The sequence below is a fragment of the Vibrio neptunius genome, assembly GCA_019339365.1.
GTDB lineage: Bacteria > Pseudomonadota > Gammaproteobacteria > Enterobacterales > Vibrionaceae > Vibrio > Vibrio neptunius.
The window spans coordinates 1449112-1469399 of sequence record CP079859.1 but is presented as its reverse complement, the minus strand read 5'-3'; the positions used below and the strand labels follow the sequence as shown (position 1 = coordinate 1469399).

Below are 20288 nucleotides of genomic sequence, written 5' to 3'. Positions count from 1 at the left end.
CCTCACTGATGTATGTGTCTGTCGACTCGTTACCGGAGCTAACCCCAGAGTATCAACACGCTCAGCAGCAAGCGGTACAAGAGGCCAAGGTTGTGTATCAATTTGAAGTAGTAAAAGTACCCGCTACCGATTATGGCGATATTTTCACTTGGATACTCGGGGCTTGTATGTTTTTTTGGATAGGATACCAACTCTCATGGTTAGGCATTCTTGTTGCCTCGTTGTGCGTTTTTGCCATTGGTAGCTACTTATATTACGCCGGTAACCCAGATGTAAAACAAACCGTGACCTTAACCGAAAAAGGCATGATAGTCACCGAGCTGACTCTGGTCCCTGACGCCTGCTTTGCTGCCTTACGCTACTCGGGCTATGTGGGCGTTGCTATTTCGATTATTGGAGTGGTGCTGGTGGGGCCGATGATGTTTGTTGGTGCCGGCGCTGGGCTATTAATGTCGTTTAAAATGGCTGGAGTGGTCAATAGACCTAGGCAGCGAGTACGCCCTTTCCCTCCCCATACAAATTATAGAATTTATATTGTTCCAGAATGCCGTTATAAAAACGGACTTTTACAATGGCATATGTCACCAATGATTGACCCTGAAGTAGAAGGTGAAAAGATGGAAGCTATTTATCGTGAAAATAGGATATTTTATTTTTCTCGCTATGCCGCCTCACCTAAAGAGCAAAAGCAGTTTCTACAACACCTCAGGCAATTAGTTACTGTTATAGAAGAAGAGTAAATTTTCACAGGCTCCCTAAACAGGGAGCCTATGTGCGTACTGGGGTTCAGCGATTGGTGGTGAATCATAAGGCTGGAACCTTAATTGAATCAGTTTATAAGCTTTGTAACAGTTTAAAGCTGACTGACTTTCTGCATTATCTCTCTGCCTTCAGTCTCTACATAGTTGAGGAAAACTTTAGCGAGTGGTGATAAAGGTGTATTTTTCGCCCAGTAAAACGACCATTTAGTTTTAATGGGTAAGGATTCCACGTTAACCACTTTTACATTGTAGACGTTACCAAAAGCCAAAGTATGTGCCGACAGAATCGAAACACCCAGTCGCGATAATACCGAGTGAATGATGGCTTCGTTGCTGGCTATAGTCATTTTAATGTTGGGCTGATACGGCTGGTCTTTAAAGAATGCTTCTGTTGCATATCTTGTCCCTGAGCCAACCTCACGAATGAGAAAATCCTCCTCACAGAATTCTTCCAGCGAAACGCTCTTTTTTTGGGCAAAAGGATGACTGGCTTCTGCGATCGCAACGAGATCGTTTGACATGAACTCTATCTTTTCAAGCTCCTGGCTGTCTGGTAAATGGCTAAACACGTAAAAGTCATCGACTCCATTTTCAAAACGATCAATAACTTGCTGCCTGTTGGCTATCGTGAGCTGAATATCTATCCCCGGATAGCGCTCACGAAATGGCCCCAGTAGGTGCGGTGTGAAATACTTGGCCGTCGTGGTAACAGCCAACCTCAGGGTTCCTGATTCCAGTCCCCTCAAACTGGAAAGACGCATGTCCAATTCTTCGCAACTGTGTAGTATTTTTTTTTGCCGTTTCTACCGTTGCCAGACCAGCATCGGTAAACTTCATTTTTTTGCCTACCTGTTGATAAAGTGGCAGACCGATCGCTTCTGTTAGCTTTTTTAGCTGCATAGAAACCGTCGGCTGAGTTAAAAACAGCGTCTCTGTTGCCGATTTTATGCTGCCCCCTTCATAAACTGCGAGCAAAATTTCCAACTGACGAAACGTTCCGATATATGCGTGTAGCCTGGACGCCATAATCCCTCCGACAACAACTTTTAACATAGATAAAAGTAGATTATTTTTATTAATATTATCTATTTTAATCTATTTAAATTTAGAAGTAACATGCTCTGAAAATTTAAGGAGACTGTTATGAATTATCGAAATATAGCCCTGTCAGCGATCACTATTGTTATGTTGACTATGTTTTATTTTTACGGTGTATCAATAGGTTATAAGCCATCTGGCTTCGTCGCTATCGCCGTAGCACTGATGGGGTTCACCTCGTTGAACGCAGTCATATCTTGTATACGTAAAATGGGGTTCAGTACTCACACAGTCGCTGTGCCGTACTTGAGCAAGGGCAAATAAATCATGGTCATAGATGCGGTCGTTGCATTTTTCATTCTCGGTATCGTCATTCAATTGGTGGGAGCTAAGATCCCATTCCCCGAAAATCTGTATAAAGCGCTCAGTCTGGTTTTAATGATCGCCATTGGTCTCAAGGGAGGCATAGCGCTGCAAAAGCATCTTGACCCCGACCTTCTCACTATGTCAGTGGCGGTAGTGGCATTTGGCCTTACTATTCCATTAGTGGCTTATCCAATACTTAGGTTTTTCGGTCAGTTGGATAACATCAATGCTGGTGCGATTGCAGCCCATTACGGTTCTGTAAGTGTCGCAACCTATGCCGTCGCCGTCGCCTTACTAGAGGCAGCAAACATCAGTTATGAAGCTTACTTCCCACTTTTTGTCGTTTTACTCGAAATGCCCGCCATTCTGGTCGGTCTTTTATTAGCAAAAGGAAGCCTGAGGCATATCAACACGGCGTTTATCCGCAAGGAACTAATCGCTAACCCCAGTATTCTTCTTATGATGGGTAGCTTAATCATCGGCTATATTGGAGGGGAAAGTGTACACAAACTCTCTCCATTGTTTATAGAACTGTTCTCTGGTGTATTAGCTTTGTTCCTGTTGAAAATGGGCCTAACGGCTGGCAAACAGTTAACTGCGTTGAAAAAAAATAGCCTGTTTTTAGTCAGCTTTGCGGTTTTAATGCCAATGCTCGGAGGTATCGCAGGTACAGCCCTTGGCCTAGCACTACAATTAAGTGCCGGAGGCATTACCCTAATGGCAGTATTGGGAGCCAGTGCTTCTTATATCGCCGTACCAGCAGCGATGAAAGAGAGTTTACCGGAAGCGAACTCGGGCATGTCGATTACCGCGTCACTTGGGATCACTTTCCCTTTCAACGTTTTGTTTAATGTCCCTTTCTTTATTGCCGTTGGGCAGCACGTGGGCAGCTAATTAGTGCGTGCTTTAACCGAGGTGATGAGGATTTTCATCACCCTGCTTCAATAGACCAAGACGGCGATAAACCTAAAACTTTGCGCGCCGCTTGGTCGGTCTGTATGTTCGAAGGCTTGCAGGTGCCCTGCTATCATCCACACAATACCACCCAATCTATAGCTGATTGAGTTCTTCCTGATCCCCTTGCGCGTAACTGCCAAGATGAGTAGAAAAGCTCTCGGTCTTAATCAGTTCCAGTACTTTATCTTTAAGCTCTTTCGGATACATCCGCTTGTCGTTCAGTTCAGATAATGGCACCCATTGCACAGACTGGATGTATTCTTCATCGTTAAGCCCTGCAAGGTTCTCGATATGAGGCTCACCATGATAGCGTGAGACATGATAGAAGAATTCGGAGTGATAACGGTTTCTGTGTGTTTCAAGAAACTCACGTACACAAATCAGTTCTCCGGCTTCAATATCTAGCCCAGCCTCTTCTTTAAATTCCCTCACGACGCAATCTTTTGAGCTTCTGTCGCCCTCTTCCATGCCACCACCCGGTGGGATCCAATACTCTCCTGTAAAGTCTCTGACTTTCAAAAGCAGTATTGCGTCATTGTCGATGAGTATACCTGCCGCCCGAATTCTCTGTTCCATTGTTAACCTTTATTGATTGCCATAGACCTGAAAGGCCGCATTGAGTAACTGCATGTGGATCGGTACCAATTCACTGTGATCCGTTCGATAACCGCCTCCAACAACACAACCTATCGGAAGTGAGTTTGTCTTTGCCAGCTCAAACATGGCAACGTCTCGTTGGTAAATAGCTTGAGTAGAAACATTGAAGTAACCCAGCTCGTCGTCTTGATGGATGTCCACGCCCGCATCATAAAGGATCAAATCCGGTTGATGCAGATTAATCGCCATTTCGACAACTGAGGCAAACGAGCTAAGAAACTCTTCATCACAGGTTTCACGGGGTAAAGCCACATCCATATCAGAGTCTGGCTTGCGAGCAGGAAAGTTTTTATCACAATGAAAAGAGAGCGTTACTATGTCATCGTGATCGGCACATAATGTCGCTGTTCCATCACCATGGTGAACGTCACTATCAACAATCAGCACTTTGTCGATACTTTCATAGGTTAATGCTCGTTTCGCCGCCAAAACCAAATCATTGAGTAAACAAAACCCACTGCCAAAATCATAATGCGCATGGTGATATCCGCCACTTAGGTGGATAGCCACACCATGTTCAATCGCTTTTTCAGCCGTCAGGCAAGTTCCACCTGCCGAGGTCAACGTACGTTCAATAAGGCACTCACTCCACGGAAAACCAATACGTCGCATCCGAGCTGCAGGCAGGTGGCCAGAAAACAGTTCAGACACGTATTGCTTACAATGCGTTTTAATCACTTCATCAGGGGTCAACGCTTGGGGTTTACAATAGTGAAAAAATGTTCGCCACTGCTCGTCACGAAAACGCACTTTTTCGATTTCATTGAATAACAGTCGGTACTTATGGATCGGGTATCGGTGACCTTGAGGTAACGGCAGCTCTGAGTAGATGGAGTGATAAATCAGTGGAATCATTGATATCCGTCGATATTTGAGTTTTTAGTATGGTAACAAGTTGCATCATGGTTTCAAGTTACCTTAAATGGTAATAGTTTTCATTTAAGTAGTTTGAGATTTTGCATCGTCTAAAACTGTTTGTACTGCTAGGAGTCATCGTCGGTTCAGTAGCCGCTATATCTTTGTTTTCACTGATACTGTTCTCTGCGTGGTGGCTGGTTGATTTTACGTTGACCGCTGAGCAAAATAGCCTAAATACTTTTACAGGAGTTCTCCATGAAAACGGTTCTAATCACCGGAGCTAACCGTGGTATCGGGCTGAGCTTAGTCAAAAACTATCTTGCTCAAGGCTGGCAGGTTCACGCAACCTATCGCTCAGAGAAAAGCTCGCAGGAGCTCCTTGAGCTGGAAGGTGACAACCTGACGTGTCATCCGTTCGACGTGACGGATTATCAAGGTCTCAGTGAGTTCGCCAACGCTCTACCAGCACTTGATGTACTGATCAATAATGCTGGCTATTACGGGCCAAAAGGATACAGCTTTGGTCATACCGATATCGACGAGTGGCGCAAAGTACTTGAAATTAACACCATCGCGCCACTCAAACTCGTTGAAGCACTTTTCCCCAATCTACAAAGAGGTCAGCTCAAAAAGATCGCCTGCCTCTCTTCTAAAGTGGGTAGCATGACGGAAAATACGTCGGGTGGTGGTTATATTTACCGCTCATCCAAAGCCGCGCTTAACTCGGTAGTGAAAAGCCTGAGTAACGACCTTTCCAGTCAAGGTTTCACCGTTTTAGCGCTTCACCCAGGTTGGGTACAAACAGAAATGGGCGGGCCAAACGCGTTAATTGATACGCAAACCTCTGCCGCGGGACTGGTTGAAGTTATCGAGAGCGCCGATATCAGCCGCTCTGGTAAATTTATCAACTATGATGGCAGCGCACTTCCTTGGTAATATCAAAATCAACAAAAAGTATCACTTTTAACTAACATTAGATTAAATGTGATACTTTAAGACCCAACAATTCAGATTGAGCTCGTTAAACTGACATAAAATCAGACCCAAGGAGCTCAACATGAAAGCCACCACATTAGCACTAATGACAGCAGGCTTGATGCTGTCAGGCAACACATTCGCCTTTGATCTAACCAGTCAGGATATTCAGGAAGGTCACCCAATGGAGAAGACCTTCGAGTTTGCTGGCTGGGGATGCTCAGGTGATAATTTGTCGCCGCAGTTAAGCTGGCAAAGCGCACCAAAGGGTACCAAGAGCTTCGCCATTACGGCTTACGACCCAGATGCGCCGACCGAAAGTGGCTTCTGGCATTGGATTGCACTCGATATTCCTGCTGGCGTCAGTCAGCTACCTAGAGGGGCAGATATCAGCAAACTAGGTGGCTTAGAAACCCGTATTGACTATGGCACCAAAGGCTTTGGTGGCGCTTGTCCACCTGCGGGTGATGGTATGCATCGTTATCAGTTCACGGTTTGGGCACTACCAAAAGCGAAGCTGGAATTGGGTGAGGATACACCGGCGGCTGTGGTTGGCTTTACCCTTAATAGCATCGCAATAGCGAAAACGACGCTGACAGCGACCTATACCCGCTAATTGAAGGAGGAGTGATGGCTCACCAATTTCAGATCACTGAGTTTCGTGCCCAGCACTTACAAGCTTTGAGAAATGTGACGATTCACTCCCCTAGCATCATCCAGATTTTATCCGGCAACAAAAGACTGTTCTGGCATGAAGAGTCTGTGACGCTAACGCCTGACTCGCTCATACTGTGCAGCGCAGCCAGCTCATGGAACTTTGCCAATCTTCCAGAAAAAGGGCCATTCCTATCACGAGTGTTTAGCTTCCACTATTTACCTGGTCAGGAAATGCTCGACTTGAGCGAAAGTACCGCTCGCTCATCGAGTCACTCTTACTACTTGGTCGACAAACCAACCAGAGACACACTCAATACACTTGCAACAGTTAACTTAAAGGCGAGCAGTCCCCGCACTCAGCAGTATTGGTTAATGCCGCTTTATCAGCAGTTGGCAGAACAAGGCGTTCTGCATAAAATTTTTCGCTCTGCCCAAGCATCACTGACACAAACTATCACCCAATACCTTTCCATCGCTCCAGCAGACGATCACTCTCTTGAAGGCGTCGCTGATCATTTTGGTATGAGCCGGGCAACGCTGATCCGAAAGCTCAAAAAAGAAGGCAGTCAGTATCGGCAATTACTGGCGCAGGTGCGCCTTAACCATGCATTGCAATTGATGCAAAAACATCCATATGATGGCTACCAGTTAGCGCAAATGTGCGGTTATCAGTCTGAGGAACGCTTCCGTCAGCGCTTTAGAGAAAAGTTTGGCGTCACACCAAGAGAGTATCAACGAACTATCGGCAATGAGCATTAACTGCTCTTACGACGCGTGGTCGCACGTTTCTGACCACCAGCTTTCGAACTGCTTCTCCGCTTACGCTTAAAGGCAGGTCGTTCCACCTTAGGAAGATGACGCAGCGACTCAGGCACTTCGCCGCCTTTGACTTGCTGCATTAAACCGTCAATACGCGTTTGCAATGCCTGCATAAATGGGCTGTAGGCTTGATTACGTTCAGCCATTCCTTGAAGCTGATGCTCCCAATGTGCCGTCATATCAGGATAAGTCGACTCGGAAGGCAATGCATGCACTAGCCCTCTTCCCGCTGGTGAACTGAGGATAGTTTTACCCTGTCGTTGCAGCAGTTGACGCTTAAACAGCGTATCCAAAATCCCTGCGCGAGTCGCTTCGGTACCTAGGCCATCGGTTTCTTTGAGGATTTTTTTCAGCTCTTTGTCTTCAACAAAACGGGCAATGCCTGTCATCGCTTGCAGTAAAGTCGCTTCAGTAAAGTGCTTAGGTGGCTCAGTCTTACGGTCTTTGATCTCGCCTTCGCGACAAGTCAGTACTGTGCCTTCATCAAGCGGGGGAACCGCGTCAACGCCCGTGTCGTCATCATCCACTTTTCCCATCAACGCTTTCCAGCCAGCCGAAACAAGCTGGCGACCTTTGGCAATAAAAGTCCCGCCAGCAATGTCAAACACCAGCTTCGCCTCTGCATAAACCGCCGCTGGATAAAACTGCATTAGATACTGGCGAGCAATTTGCTGATAGATTTTCATCTCATTGCCTGACAGCGCATTTACGGAAGCCTTTTTAGGCGTGGGAATGATCGCGTGGTGCGCGTCCACTTTTTTATCATTCCATGCTTTGGATTTGAGGCTTAAATCAGCGCCATGAACCGCCTGACCTAACTCGTTACAGTTATTCGAAATCGCATCGCAGACACTGTTGGCCTGTCCATAATGTTCCATCGGCAGGTATCGGCAATCTGACCTAGGGTAAGTAATGAGCTTGTGCTTTTCATACAAAGATTGGCAGGTATCTAAGACCTGTTGAGCACTCATGCCAAAACGCTTGGCTGCGTCAATCTGTAACGCAGAGAGAGAATAAGGTAAAGGAGCCGATTGCTTAGTTTGTTTTTGCTCCGACTCGACCACCTTGGCAGGCTGATTCGTAATGCGATTGGCAACGTTCTCGACCAGTTTACGATTGAGAACCCGCCCCTCTTCATCTTGCCAAGGCTTACATGCTTCACTCGGTTTCCAGCGAGCACGGATATCAAACGCACTATTGCCATCCTGATAGGGGATCAAGGCATGTAAGGTAAAATAGTCACGAGGAACGAAGTTCTCGATCTCTTCATCACGACGAACCACCAACCCAAGCACGGGCGTCTGAACTCTGCCGACTGACAACACCCCCTGATAGCCCGCTTTTTGCCCCAGTAGCGTATAAGCGCGGGACATATTCATCCCATACAGCCAGTCAGCTCGGGAGCGAGCAAGAGCGGAAACCGAAAGAGGAATAAACTCGCGGTTACTGCGCATCTGATTCAGCGCGCGTTTAACTGCTGGTAAGTTGAGGTCGCTAATCAATAAGCGTTGCGTGGCTTCTTTTTTCGTCTTACTGACTTTGCAGTAATCCAACACTTCATCCACCAACAACTGGCCTTCACGATCCGGATCGCCAGCATGAACAATTTCAGACGCCTCTTTGAGCAGTTTCTTAACCACTGTCAGCTGTTTAGAGGCCGACTTGCGAGGACGTAATTGCCAGTGTTCTGGAACGATTGGCAAATCAGCCAGATTCCATTTTTTATATCTATCATCGTAGGCGTCTGGTTCTACCTGCTCTAGCAAGTGACCAATACACCACGTCACTACGTCGCCATTGCCACAACGAATAAAGCCTTGATCTTTCTTCTGCGGATTAGGCAGGGCCGCAGCGATAGCTCGACCCAAACTCGGTTTTTCAGCAATAAACAGACGTGTCATAAAACTTAATCAGGCAGATACAATAAGGGCCACATTATCGAATGTGGCCCTTAAAAATCAAGAAAAACTGTAAATTTAGACAGTGGTTTTCAGTTATTCTTCATCCGTACCAGCGCGCTCGGCTGCTTCTTTGATCAGAGGCTGAAGTTCACCTTTCTGGAACATCTCAATAATGATGTCACAACCACCAATCAGCTCACCTTCAACCCAAAGTTGTGGGAATGTCGGCCATTGTGCGTAGGCAGGTAGCTCAGCACGGATATCTGGGTTTTGTAGAATATCTACGTAAGCGAACTTTTCACCACACGCCATTAGTGCTTGTGATGCCTGAGATGAGAAGCCGCAGCTAGGTAGCTTTGGAGAACCTTTCATGTAAAGAAGGATAGCGTTCTCTTCGATTTGTTGTTTGATTTTGTCGATGGTTTCCATTACTTCCTCTTCATGGAGTGACTGCCAGTGATTCGCCCATTTTAAACCATTGGCTGAGAATAAAAAGCCTATAATATCTGCGGTTTTATAGAAGAAAGAAATTTGTCGAGGCGCTTTTATTAAAGTAAAAACTTGTTAGACTATACCCAAGTCAGCAGAATTACATGGTTGGCTTTTTGGCGAGCCATGAATAATAAATAACACTGGAAGCAATCGAAAGAGTTTAACTCTTTCATATCAATGGAGAATCGAGCAATGGCATTTGAACTACCAGCTCTTCCTTACGCAAAAGACGCACTAGAACCACATATCTCAGCAGAGACTCTAGATTTCCACCACGGTAAACACCACAACACTTACGTCGTTAAGTTGAACGGTCTTATCCCAGGCACAGAGTTCGAAGGTAAATCACTAGAAGACATCATCAAGACTTCTACTGGCGGTGTATTCAACAACGCTGCACAGATCTGGAACCACACGTTCTACTGGCACTGTCTAGCGCCAAACGCAGGTGGCGAGCCAACAGGTGCTGTTGCAGACGCAATCAATGCTGCATTCGGTTCTTTCGAAGAGTTCAAAGCAAAATTCACAGACTCTGCTATCAACAACTTCGGTTCTTCTTGGACTTGGTTAGTTAAGAAAGCTGATGGCTCTCTAGAGATCGTAAACACGTCTAACGCAGCGACACCTCTAACAGAAGAAGGTACAACGCCACTTCTTACTGTTGACCTGTGGGAACACGCTTACTACATCGATTACCGTAACGTTCGTCCAGACTACATGAATGGTTTCTGGGCACTAGTTAACTGGGACTTCGTAGCAGAAAACCTAGCTAAATAATCCTTGCCTATAGGATGATAAGTTTAGTCGCTTAAAAAGCCAGCACTTCGCTGGCTTTTTTCTTTTCTAGTCAGTTATTTCCCCTAAAGTTCACCTCGATATTGCCGCTACATAGTCATCAAGCGAGGTAACATGCAAACTCAGATTCACACTCTAGACAAAGCAGGCATTATTAACGAACTTCAGTTCGGCAAGGGGATTAACCATGCTGTTCATGAAGGACGTCGCGCCGACTTCGCCTTGATTCTGTCGATGTTTTCTGACGACGTTCGTGATAACACACCTATCGAGAAAGTAAACGAACAAGACACGACAGAAAAAGCGTTGCGGCGTCGCTTCGAAATACCGCCTCCCCAGCAAATTCGTTCTGACCAGAGCTCCTACCCGATTTCAGCGATGCAAGCCGATATGTTTCATCGCGCGGGATTGCCGAGCGCCAAACTCACTCACTACCTTCACCCAGAAGTTTTGACCTACCTGCCAGAAGATACGCACGACCTTCCCGAAGAGATTTACAATAATTTATCTGGGCATCAGCGCCGACAACTAGGTGAAAAAGAGGCTAAGGAGCTTATACCAATTGATCTCTACAACCAGTTGATCAAAGCTCAGCGCACCTTCCAGATCCAAACGCAAGTTTAAAGATCTAGCGAGATCACATAATTCTGTGGCTTACGCCACTCAATACTCAACCTATCACTTATAAATGTGAATGAGCGCAAATTATTTACTTTAAGCACAAGATATGCACAAGTTATTTGAGCTTATTCACACTTAAGCAACAACTAATCTACCATGCTATGTGGACAACCTTTTCAGCTATGGACGGAGGCTCTCTATATGGATATAAAAAGTGCCGTGATTTTAATCACTTCGGCAGGCTCACAGCTTGGTAGTACACTCGCTACGCACTTTGCTTCACTAGGTGCCACCGTCATTTTATGCGACAAAAGTGCAGTGCAATTGAACGAAACCTTCGTGCGTTGTAAAGCCATTTCCCCTGATATATATCAATATGCTTTGCCAGATCATTCCATGGATTCTATCCACTCACTGTTCAGATTTATTGATCAATCGGTTCATCAATCACCCAATGTGTTGATCAATGCGTTGACCAGTCAGGCGATGCCCAAGCTCTTTGATGAGCGGGCCGGAGATGTTTTTACGCAGCATTTATCTCTAATGGCCGCAACATTGTTTAGCTTTGGCCAAGCTACGGCAGAAAAAATGCGTCAAGACAAAAAAAATGGCGTGATTGTAAATGTGATTGCTCACGCGAATTACCATGATTTATCAGGGTTTGAGAACGCAACCTCTATGGTTGCCGGCTTTACTCAGAGCTGGGCTAAAGAACTCACGCCGTTTAACATTCGCGTCGGTGGTGTGGTCCCTTGCTACGAACAAGAAGAAACACAGTGGGCTGAAATCCACGATGAACTGATCCGCAATACAGAATACATTGTCTCAAACGATTATTTCAGCGGCCGCGTGATGGCCGCCTAAACTAAAGGGACCGAAGAAGCTTTTCTGACGCTTCTTCGATCAAGTCCAGCACCAATTCAAATCCCTTGTCTCCACCGTAATAAGGATCTGGGATTTCTTCTTCAGCGGCTTCGCCAAAACTAAGAAACAGCCGGATCTTACCTTGATGCTGTAAAGGGCATTGTGCTTTTAAATCGGCTAAGTTGTCTTTATCCGCTGCTAAAATCAGATCGAAATACTCAAAATCGTTATCGACCACTTGGCGAGAACGAATCCCTTGAAATGAGTAACCTCTTTGTTCTCCCGCAGCTTGCGAGCGGGGATCTGGAGGGTTACCTTGGTGGTAGCCAATGGTACCAGCCGAATCGACTTCGACATCTACGCCCATTTGCTCTGCTTTCGCTCGCAGAATCGCTTCTCCGGTTGGAGAACGACAAATGTTCCCCATACACACGACAAGTATTGATGGTTTATTTCGATTTTTCATAGTGTTACTCCTAAAATTGTCATGCCCAACATGCACATTATTTTAGCATTAAAACCTGCTATCAAACTTCGGCTTAGAGGAGGCATTTTCACCTAAAGTAACCCACACCATTGTCACAAAGTCAGAGCTCATCGTCTGTTTTTGCGCACATCGGCGGTCAGTCGATGGATGATCTTTTTAGCCCAACCCTCCGTAGACCAAATGGCTATTCAAGTCGCAACGACTGAAGAACCAGCATTGATTGTGACGCTCATTGAAGAGAGATAGCAAAATGTAGAAATCGTGTACGACTTGGTCTTAAATACATGAGTGGGTCCCGACCGGGCAATGCTAGTCGTAACGCTAAACCTCACAATATCAAGCTTTCTCACCAAGCTGATGAACACAAAATATCATCGACTTGTCACAGTGATTGCACGTTTGCCACTTGCGAGAGAATGAACGAGTTTACCGACCCACGTTGTGACTCATAAACCGGATAGGACATCAACCATGCATTACGTTACCGTCAGTATTGGCAGCAACATCGACAGAGAGTTTCACGTTAGTCAAGCGTTGAACGCACTTGAGCACTTTTTCGCGCCTCTGACCGTTTCCAACCTTTACGACTGTGTTCCTGTGGGTTTTAAAGGCGAAAACTTCCTCAATTTAGTCGTAGGATTTGAGTGCTCTCAATCCGTAAGCGAACTAGCAAACATACTCAGACAGATTGAAGATGATAGTGGTCGCGTAAGAATTGGAGAGAAATTCGCCTCCAGAACACTGGATCTCGACATACTTACTTTCGATGATCTGGTCGGTATCATTGATGGCGTAGAACTCCCACGAGGAGAAATTACTGAAAACGCCTTTGTACTTCGCCCGCTTGCAGACATTATCCCTGATGATATCCATCCACTCACAACAAAGACCTATGCACAACTTTGGAGAGAGTACGACAAAGACACTCAACAGGTAAAAAAGACTGATCACATATGGCATAAATCATCACTAAAGCGTGCTTAGATTCACATCTACACCTTTCCAAATGCAAACTGATCTCAGCAAGCTACTATTACGTAGAGATTACCGTAATCCTAAATTGGGAAGTTAAGATGAATCACAATGCCATAATAACAATCACCAATCTCAGACTTCGTACCTATATTGGGTTCAACGAAGAAGAGAAAACCAAGCAGCAAGACATCATTATCAACGCAGAAATTCACTACCCGGCTAACAAACTGTGCTTAGAAGACAATATTGACAACGCTTTGAATTACAAGACCATCTGTAAAGGCATTATTCACCACGTCGAAAACGGCCGTTTCTTACTGCTGGAAAAGTTGACCAGTGATGTTCTTGGGATCTGTGTCGATCACCCTTGGGTCTCATATGCTCAAGTAAAAATCGACAAACCTCATGCTTTGAGATTTGCAGACTCTGTTTCTCTGACCTTGAACTACAAAGCAGAAGCAGGAGAGCAAGCATGATTTCACCAGAAGCGCACAAAGTACAACAAGCGTTAATCGCACGGGGGTTGGAAACGCCACTCGTTCCATCCGACATGACGTCAGATGAAAAGTACCATCGTATTCGAGGCTTACTTACTGAAGTAGTCAGTACATTAGGGCTGGACCTTACCGACGACAGCTTGTCTGAAACCCCCCACCGCATTGCAAAAATGTACGTGCATGAGATTTTCTCTGGTCTGGAATACCAAAACTTTCCCAAGATCAGTGTGATTGAAAACAAAATGGCCGTGGATGAGATGGTCAAAGTATCAGATGTGAACCTCACATCGACCTGCGAGCACCATTTTATTACTATCGACGGCCTAGCTCAGGTCGCCTACATACCAGACAACAAGATCTTGGGGTTGTCAAAAATCAATCGTATCGTACGCTTCTTTGCACAGCGTCCACAGGTACAAGAGCGTCTCACTCAGCAGGTCTTAGTCGCGATTCAGACCCTAACGGAAACAGAAAATGTTGCGGTGTCGATAAAAGCAACGCACTACTGCGTCAAGTCTCGAGGTGTAATGGACACCAGCTCGGAAACATCGACTACGGCACTGGGCGGTATTTTCAAAACCAATCCACAGACCCGTGCGGAGTTTTTAGGATGAAAGGAACGGTAGTGATCACGGGCGTTGGTAAAAGATTGGGGTTAGCCTTAGCACAAGATTTTCTTGCTAATGAGTACAGGGTCGTTGGTACTTATCGTACCGTCTACCCTGAGCTCGAATCTTTGCAAGCGCAAGGGGCCGATTTACATCAGGTTGACTTCTATCATCAACAAAGCATTGATGCCTTTATTCAATACCTCAACAATGAATACGCCCAGCTAAGGTGCATTATTCACAATGCTTCAGACTGGTACCCTGATAAGCCAGCGGATTCTAGTAATCACGCTCAGATATTACAAAAAATGATGGCGATTCATGTCAGCGCCCCGTATCAAATGAACTTGGCACTGCAAGGCTTACTTAATCAGGGGCCAGACAGTAGTGACATTATCCACATCAGTGATTATGTCGCTGAAAAAGGCAGCAAAAAGCACGCAGCCTATGCGGCAAGTAAAGCTGCGCTCAATAACCTAACACTTTCATTCTCAGCTATGTTAGCGCCAAATATTAAGGTGAACACCATTTCCCCAGCCCTGATCAAGTTTAATCAGCATGATGATGAAGCCTACAAACGAAAGGCCCTCGCCAAAGCGCTCATCCCCAGAGAAGCAGGCTTTGAAGAGATAGTAGAAGCCGTTCGTTTTATCCTGTCTAGCAAATACATGACTGGCAGGAATATCCATCTCGATGGTGGTAGACATTTGAAATGACACAATGATTGCTGGTATTTAGCAGCATTTTTTTTGGTTATGATAAGGCTAAACTCACTTAGGGAATGATTCATGCCTGATCAAAATTCAAAGCAAGAACGACATAAAGCGCGTCAGCAAAAAGTAAAACAGCAAATCGACGCAAAAGTAGCGGCTGCTCAGGAAGAAAAAGGTTTGCTACTGGTCATCACGGGTAACGGCAAAGGTAAATCCACTTCCGGATTTGGTACTATTGCCCGTGCTGTAGGTCATGGCCTCAAGTGTTCCGTCGCCCAGTTTATTAAGGGGACATGGGACAACGGTGAGCGTAATTTGCTAGAGAAGCTCGGGGTTGAATTCCAAGTGATGGCGACGGGTTTTACTTGGGAAACTCAGAATAAGACCACCGATACTGAAGCCGCACAAAAAGTCTGGCAAGAGTGTAAACGAATGCTGACCGATGAATCTATCGATGTGGTTCTGTTCGATGAACTCACTTATATGGTCAGCTACGGTTACGTTGAGCTTGACGAAGTCGTAGAAGCATTGAACAAGCGCCCCAAAATGCAATCCGTGGTGATCACTGGTCGTGGCGCACATCGCACTTTGATCGAAATGGCAGATACTGTCTCTGAAGTGAAGAACGTTAAGCATGCCTTTGAGTCCGGAGTGAAGGCACTTAAGGGTGTTGATTGGTAATCATCTACGGTGTTCAAAAATGAAGACTAGGTGATAGAACAACGTTTTCATTTCCCCTCCCTTCAACCTAGGCACATTCGTCCGGTGAATCTGCAAGCATTTATGGTAACGTTATAAACGGACGCCAAATAAAAAGCGCACCCTTGGGTGCGCTTTCAACTGCTATCCAAATCGATTAGTTGAACAAACCTTTCAGTAAACCATTGATCACTTCTTTGGTCTTTTCATCTTTGATTTTCTCACCCAGCTTCTCATCAAGTTTCTTCAGACCGCGATCAATTTCTTTCTGCGCTTTTTGCTTCAGAACATCATCGAAAACCAGCTTGAATTTAGGCTGCTGCCAAGAGCCAGAAATGTTGATTGGGATCGTCACATCACGTAACTCATCAATGTCTTTGCCACCCTGCCCCTCTAGAGAACCGACAATTGAAGTACTGACGGTGAAATCAACGGTTTGGTTCAGGTAATTGGCACTACCGTTGCCACGAATACGCAACAGTGGTGATTGCATCGTTAAATCGTTGGTCGAGACATTACCCTTGTTCAGTTTCAGCGTCGCCTTCATCGCACTAAAGTCCGTCTTTTGTGTCTCATTGCTAGACTCAACTTTCTGGCCTTTTATTTTGGCGTAGTTTTCACGAATCAATTGTGCAACGTTGATACCGTTAACGGCGCCATCGGTGAAGTTAATACCTACAGTCCCGACCAAGTTTTTCTGAATACCCGTTGGGGTCAGACTGCTGCCTTTAACGTCAACATCAATGTTGCCCGTACCTTCCAGCATGTCATTGTTTGCCACGTCTTTGAGTAGTGGCAGAACTTTAACACCTTTGATTTGCTTCTTCGCTGTGTAAGATGCTGGGCTCTTACGTGCATCCAATTTAGCGGTTGCAGTAATTGAACCTTGGTACAAGTTTGACGAGAACGATGTCAACTCTGCAATCCCTCGATTGACATAGAAGCTCGCTGTGACGTTTTGCATTCTGGCGTTGCTGGCTTTGAACTTATCAATAGTGATGTCACCTTTGACGTCCAACGTCTTCAACGCTGACAAATCAGGTTCTACTTCAGCTTGTGGCTTACTTGACGATGCAGCAGCACTATTTGTAGATACAGGGTCGCTATTAGAGCTTGTCGAGTCTGTATTTGCTGGACCCGATGTATCAGGTTGTGAAGCATTCTCTGCTGGCTTATTCAGACCAAGAAACTCATCCAAATCGATGTTAGGACTGTGCAGAGCAAAACGCACTTTTGGAATATCACCTAGCGTTACATCCGCTTTACCATCAAAAGCCAGTGCATTGGCGGTTAATGTCTCTAACACAAAGCTCAAGTGGCTTTTCGTCAGGTCAAACGTCAAATCAGAGGCCATATCCACTTTCATTGGCGATTGAGGCAGTGCATCACCTTTGAATGTCGCATCCAAAGTCAGCTTATTCATCACCACTTTAGAAATCGCGGTGTCGACCATCAGCGCACCTGCGCCTTTCATATTGATGTCGAGACCAGCCGCTTGACCTGCAAGGCTGTAAGTCAAAGCGTTTGCTTTATCAAACTCAAACGTTTCTAACCCAAGCTTGATTGAATCCATCTTGGTTGCCGGATCACTAAAGCTCGCATTGAGATCAATATTACGCAACGCATACTCAGCAAAGCCTTTTGCTAGCTTAAATTCAGCACTGCCTTGCGCCGTGAATTTTTGCTGGTTGTTTTCGCCTTTGGCAGCAAATTCTGCTTTGGTCCAAGTGTCGATAGCAAACTCAGACAAGTTAAGCGACACGTCGTAGAGCTTAGTGTAAGAGCCTGCCTGTTTATCTTGGATTTCAACCGCAGCATTGGAGACGGTGACTCCTGCAAGATTAATCGTCCAAGCAGAGACAGGACTTGGGCTTGACTCTGACGGAGCGTTTTCCGTAGATGCTTCGGGGCTTGGTGTATCCGTTGCCGTTGCGGCGGCCTCCACCTGCGTAGTTTGAGCCTGAGTCAATACATCAATGTTCTTTCGACCATCTTTGAGTGTTTCGAGGTAAAACTCAGCACCCGTGAGAGTAACATTGCCAATTTCAAGTTGTTGACTGAGTAAAGGCATAACAGAAACATCTACGCCTACCGTGTCAACTTTAAACATATTTGGCTGGCTAAAACCCTGCGGATTACGCAGTTCTGTTTTGCCTAGCTCAAAGCCGATAGACGGGTAGAATTGCCAGCTGATATCGCCTTCAATGATTAGCTCAAGGCCTGTTTGTTTTTGCGCCTGCTCAACAATGAGGGGTTTAAATTGGTTTGGGTTAACCAACAGCACCAGTGCCAATAGTGCACCGATAATGATTACTAGAGGAATCGCTATATATAGCAACAGTTTCTTCATCAGCATTGTCCTTGCTATTCGGGTATTGGTGGACAAATACCCCAATTATAAGTCTTGTCGAAAAACGTTTATGAAACATAAAAGAAAGTGGCACTTAAAGTGCCACTTCTTGCGTAAAAAATAAAGCGTCTGAATGAGACAAAGGGTTAAGCTTTCAAAAGTTTTGCAATATGCGCTTTCAGTACGTCGATCGCAATACGGTTTTTTCCACCACGAGGGACAATGATATCCGCGTACTGTTTTGACGGTTCGATAAACTGCATAAACATAGGACGTACCGTTTCTTGATATTGCTTCAGCACGGATTCCATAGTACGACCACGCTCTTCCACATCACGCTTCACACGGCGTAGCAGACAAATGTCGAGAGGGGTGTCCATAAACACGGTCGCGTGCATCAAATCACGTAAGCGTGGATCAGTCAGAAGAAGAATACCTTCCAGAATGATCACCTTTTTTGGTGTCATCGATGAGGTATTGTCTGTGCGTGTGTGGTGCGTGTAGCTATACTCTGGTACTTCGACAGCTTCACCACGAGTCAGCATTTCAAGATGCTCACACAAAAGATCGTGATCCAGCGCGCTCGGGTGGTCGTAGTTGGTCTTAACACGCTCTTCCATGCTCAGGTGACCCTGATCGTTGTAGTAGCAATCTTCCGTAATCACACCAATTTGATGATCGCCCACTTTCTCACGAAGTTCGTTATAGATAGTGCTGGCGATTAAACTTTTTCCAGAAGCAGACGCGCCAGCAATACCGACGATGACGCATTGATTATTATCAGACATTATTCTTGCACCCGATGAATTGAATTGGTGTCATATTCTAATACTAGCAGTGTGCATAAAGCGCACATTGTGTATTAGTGTGTAATAGATAAACCGCCTGATTATAGGGAGTTCGGCTTGCAGTTACTAGTGAGTATTTAACCCAAACCTACAAATGGAATAAATAAGCTCAACGCAAACGTTTACAGGCCATAAGATGAAGAAACGAGTGCTTAAAAAGCACTCGTTTTATCGTTACTCGACCATGGTAAATTGGATAGAAGCGGGCTTTTCTTTACCATACCAGTACATTCGAGCACAGACGGATTCAGCTAGTTGAATGTATTGAGCGGCATGTTCGGAGTCTGGGCGCGCAGCCACCGTTGGACAGCCATTATCAATGTCTTCACGCATAGAGATGTGCAAAGGAATTTGAGCCAGTAAGTCAAGACCATACTCACTCGACATTTTCTCAGCCCCTCCAGCACCAAAGATGTGTTCTTTACCACCACAGTGACTGCAAATGTGATAACTCATGTTCTCAACTAACCCTAATACAGGTACTTGTACCTTCTCAAACATAGCCGCACCTTTGCGCGCGTCGGCTAATGCGAGATCTTGTGGCGTAGTGACTATCACAGCTCCAGTCACTGGAATTTGCTGCGCAAGTGTCAGTTGGATATCTCCTGTCCCCGGCGGCATATCGATCACCAAATAATCTAGCTCAGGCCATTCCGTCTCATTCAACAGTTGAGCCAGCGCCTTGGAGGCCATCGGCCCGCGCCAGATTGCTGCTTCATCCTTCGACACCAGATAACCAATCGAATGTGTATAAATGCCATGCGCAGCAATAGGCTGCATCCACTTGTCATCGCGAACGACTGGTGTTGCCTGTTGCTGACCTAACATCATGGGTACGGACGGGCCATAAATATCCGCATCAAGTAGCCCGACTTTTGCTCCAGATTGCGCCATGGCAAGCGCTAGGTTAACTGAAGTTGTCGATTTGCCGACACCACCTTTCGCAGATGTGACTGCAATGACATTTTTGACACCTTTGACTTCATGCACAACATGAGTTTCCAATGGTTTAGGTTCAACAGAAATCTCACACTCAAAAGCGGTGACCCCACCACTTTGCTGCTGATCATGAACCCACTCTGACAAATCGCTAACCAACGCTTTGGCGGCGAAGGGAATCGCGATTTGGATAGCGTTAGCTCCAACCGTGACAATATTTGCCACAGATGCCCATTGCGGAGCTAAACTCGGGTGCTCAAATTGGTTTAACCAAGTACAGAAATCTTGCTTTGAAGTGAACTGACGCATAGGTCCTCCTTATGCATCTAATCGTAGCACTGAGCGGCGCAGGACTGAACCCCGAAAAAACTAAGGTAATCACGCTGATGACTCCTTGGAGTCACTGGTGGG

General features: G+C 45.7%; 24 protein-coding genes. 14 read left to right on the top strand and 10 right to left on the bottom strand.

Annotation, left to right across the window (positions count from 1 at the left end; translation table 11 throughout):
• Positions 1–8: 8 nt before the first annotated feature.
• A complete protein-coding gene (locus KW548_07120; GenBank protein QXX07729.1) occupies positions 9–740 on the top strand; it encodes a hypothetical protein in 732 nt (243 codons plus the stop codon).
• Between the two features lie 113 nt (positions 741–853).
• On the opposite strand, the gene KW548_07115 is transcribed toward KW548_07120, so the two are convergent.
• The gene (locus KW548_07115) at positions 854–1477 is read right to left on the bottom strand and encodes a hypothetical protein (GenBank protein ID QXX07728.1); all 624 of its coding nucleotides are present in this window, start codon (positions 1475–1477) and stop codon (positions 854–856) included.
• Positions 1419–1787: a LysR family transcriptional regulator gene (locus tag KW548_07110; protein ID QXX07727.1), complete on the bottom strand. Its 369-nt coding sequence runs from the start codon at positions 1785–1787 to the stop codon at positions 1419–1421. The genes KW548_07115 and KW548_07110 overlap by 59 nt, the downstream gene beginning before the upstream one ends.
• A gap of 117 nt (positions 1788–1904) precedes the next feature.
• Here KW548_07110 and KW548_07105 point away from each other — a divergent pair, with 117 nt between their 5' ends.
• Positions 1905–2123: a hypothetical protein gene (locus KW548_07105; protein QXX07726.1), complete on the top strand. Its 219-nt coding sequence runs from the start codon at positions 1905–1907 to the stop codon at positions 2121–2123.
• Between the two features lie 3 nt (positions 2124–2126).
• Positions 2127–3059 carry a sodium-dependent bicarbonate transport family permease gene (locus KW548_07100; protein ID QXX07725.1) on the top strand — a complete coding sequence of 311 codons (933 nt, stop codon included), beginning with the start codon at positions 2127–2129 and terminating at the stop codon, positions 3057–3059.
• A 156-nt stretch (positions 3060–3215) separates the two neighbouring features.
• On the opposite strand, the gene KW548_07095 is transcribed toward KW548_07100, so the two are convergent.
• The gene (locus tag KW548_07095) at positions 3216–3698 is read right to left on the bottom strand and encodes an NUDIX domain-containing protein (protein ID QXX07724.1); all 483 of its coding nucleotides are present in this window, start codon (positions 3696–3698) and stop codon (positions 3216–3218) included.
• Positions 3699–3707: 9 nt separating this feature from the next.
• Complete coding sequence (locus KW548_07090) at positions 3708–4634, bottom strand: histone deacetylase (protein QXX07723.1); 927 nt, start codon at positions 4632–4634, stop codon at positions 3708–3710.
• 258 nt (positions 4635–4892) lie between these two features.
• Between KW548_07090 and KW548_07085 the strand changes: the two genes are divergently transcribed.
• The 3 genes from KW548_07085 to KW548_07075 all read left to right on the top strand — a co-directional run bounded on the left by KW548_07085 (position 4893) and on the right by KW548_07075 (position 7028).
• On the top strand, positions 4893–5573 hold the full coding sequence (locus KW548_07085) for an SDR family oxidoreductase (protein ID QXX07722.1): 681 nt from the start codon (positions 4893–4895) through the stop codon (positions 5571–5573).
• 121 nt (positions 5574–5694) lie between these two features.
• Positions 5695–6228: a YbhB/YbcL family Raf kinase inhibitor-like protein gene (locus tag KW548_07080; GenBank protein ID QXX07721.1), complete on the top strand. Its 534-nt coding sequence runs from the start codon at positions 5695–5697 to the stop codon at positions 6226–6228.
• A 14-nt stretch (positions 6229–6242) separates the two neighbouring features.
• Entirely contained in the window at positions 6243–7028 is a 786-nt protein-coding gene (locus KW548_07075) for a helix-turn-helix transcriptional regulator (GenBank protein QXX07720.1), read from the top strand.
• On the opposite strand, the gene KW548_07070 is transcribed toward KW548_07075, so the two are convergent.
• The gene (locus tag KW548_07070) at positions 7025–8989 is read right to left on the bottom strand and encodes a DNA topoisomerase III (protein QXX07719.1); all 1965 of its coding nucleotides are present in this window, start codon (positions 8987–8989) and stop codon (positions 7025–7027) included. The genes KW548_07075 and KW548_07070 overlap by 4 nt on opposite strands.
• Before the next feature lie 93 nt (positions 8990–9082).
• Positions 9083–9418 (bottom strand): Grx4 family monothiol glutaredoxin, encoded by a 336-nt coding sequence (locus KW548_07065; GenBank protein QXX07718.1) that lies wholly within the window; start codon positions 9416–9418, stop codon positions 9083–9085.
• 255 nt (positions 9419–9673) lie between these two features.
• Between KW548_07065 and sodB the strand changes: the two genes are divergently transcribed.
• The 3 genes from sodB (at position 9674) to KW548_07050 (ending at position 11761) form a co-directional block, all read left to right on the top strand.
• Complete coding sequence (gene sodB / locus KW548_07060) at positions 9674–10258, top strand: superoxide dismutase [Fe] (GenBank protein ID QXX07717.1); 585 nt, start codon at positions 9674–9676, stop codon at positions 10256–10258.
• Between the two features lie 132 nt (positions 10259–10390).
• Positions 10391–10900, top strand: coding sequence for a hypothetical protein (locus tag KW548_07055; GenBank protein ID QXX07716.1), 510 nt, complete (start codon positions 10391–10393; stop codon positions 10898–10900).
• A 198-nt stretch (positions 10901–11098) separates the two neighbouring features.
• Positions 11099–11761 (top strand): SDR family oxidoreductase, encoded by a 663-nt coding sequence (locus tag KW548_07050; protein ID QXX07715.1) that lies wholly within the window; start codon positions 11099–11101, stop codon positions 11759–11761.
• A gap of 1 nt (position 11762) precedes the next feature.
• Here KW548_07050 and KW548_07045 read toward each other — a convergent pair whose 3' ends face one another.
• Complete coding sequence (locus tag KW548_07045) at positions 11763–12227, bottom strand: low molecular weight phosphotyrosine protein phosphatase (protein ID QXX07714.1); 465 nt, start codon at positions 12225–12227, stop codon at positions 11763–11765.
• 492 nt (positions 12228–12719) lie between these two features.
• Here KW548_07045 and folK point away from each other — a divergent pair, with 492 nt between their 5' ends.
• The 5 genes from folK (at position 12720) to cobO (ending at position 15722) form a co-directional block, all read left to right on the top strand.
• Complete coding sequence (gene folK, locus KW548_07040; protein ID QXX07713.1) at positions 12720–13232, top strand: 2-amino-4-hydroxy-6-hydroxymethyldihydropteridine diphosphokinase; 513 nt, start codon at positions 12720–12722, stop codon at positions 13230–13232.
• An 89-nt stretch (positions 13233–13321) separates the two neighbouring features.
• Positions 13322–13699 carry a dihydroneopterin triphosphate 2'-epimerase gene (gene folX / locus KW548_07035; GenBank protein ID QXX07712.1) on the top strand — a complete coding sequence of 126 codons (378 nt, stop codon included), beginning with the start codon at positions 13322–13324 and terminating at the stop codon, positions 13697–13699.
• Complete coding sequence (gene folE / locus KW548_07030) at positions 13696–14334, top strand: GTP cyclohydrolase I FolE (protein ID QXX07711.1); 639 nt, start codon at positions 13696–13698, stop codon at positions 14332–14334. The genes folX and folE overlap by 4 nt, the downstream gene beginning before the upstream one ends.
• On the top strand, positions 14331–15044 hold the full coding sequence (folM, locus tag KW548_07025) for a dihydromonapterin reductase (GenBank protein ID QXX07710.1): 714 nt from the start codon (positions 14331–14333) through the stop codon (positions 15042–15044). Before folE ends, folM begins: the two co-directional genes overlap by 4 nt.
• A gap of 72 nt (positions 15045–15116) precedes the next feature.
• On the top strand, positions 15117–15722 hold the full coding sequence (cobO, locus tag KW548_07020) for a cob(I)yrinic acid a,c-diamide adenosyltransferase (protein ID QXX07709.1): 606 nt from the start codon (positions 15117–15119) through the stop codon (positions 15720–15722).
• 175 nt (positions 15723–15897) lie between these two features.
• On the opposite strand, the gene KW548_07015 is transcribed toward cobO, so the two are convergent.
• The 3 genes from KW548_07015 to apbC all read right to left on the bottom strand — a co-directional run bounded on the left by KW548_07015 (position 15898) and on the right by apbC (position 20186).
• The gene (locus KW548_07015) at positions 15898–18090 is read right to left on the bottom strand and encodes an AsmA family protein (protein QXX07708.1); all 2193 of its coding nucleotides are present in this window, start codon (positions 18088–18090) and stop codon (positions 15898–15900) included.
• 146 nt (positions 18091–18236) lie between these two features.
• Positions 18237–18878 carry a uridine kinase gene (udk, locus tag KW548_07010; GenBank protein ID QXX07707.1) on the bottom strand — a complete coding sequence of 214 codons (642 nt, stop codon included), beginning with the start codon at positions 18876–18878 and terminating at the stop codon, positions 18237–18239.
• Between the two features lie 234 nt (positions 18879–19112).
• Positions 19113–20186: an iron-sulfur cluster carrier protein ApbC gene (gene apbC / locus KW548_07005; GenBank protein QXX07706.1), complete on the bottom strand. Its 1074-nt coding sequence runs from the start codon at positions 20184–20186 to the stop codon at positions 19113–19115.
• Positions 20187–20288 lie beyond the last annotated feature (102 nt).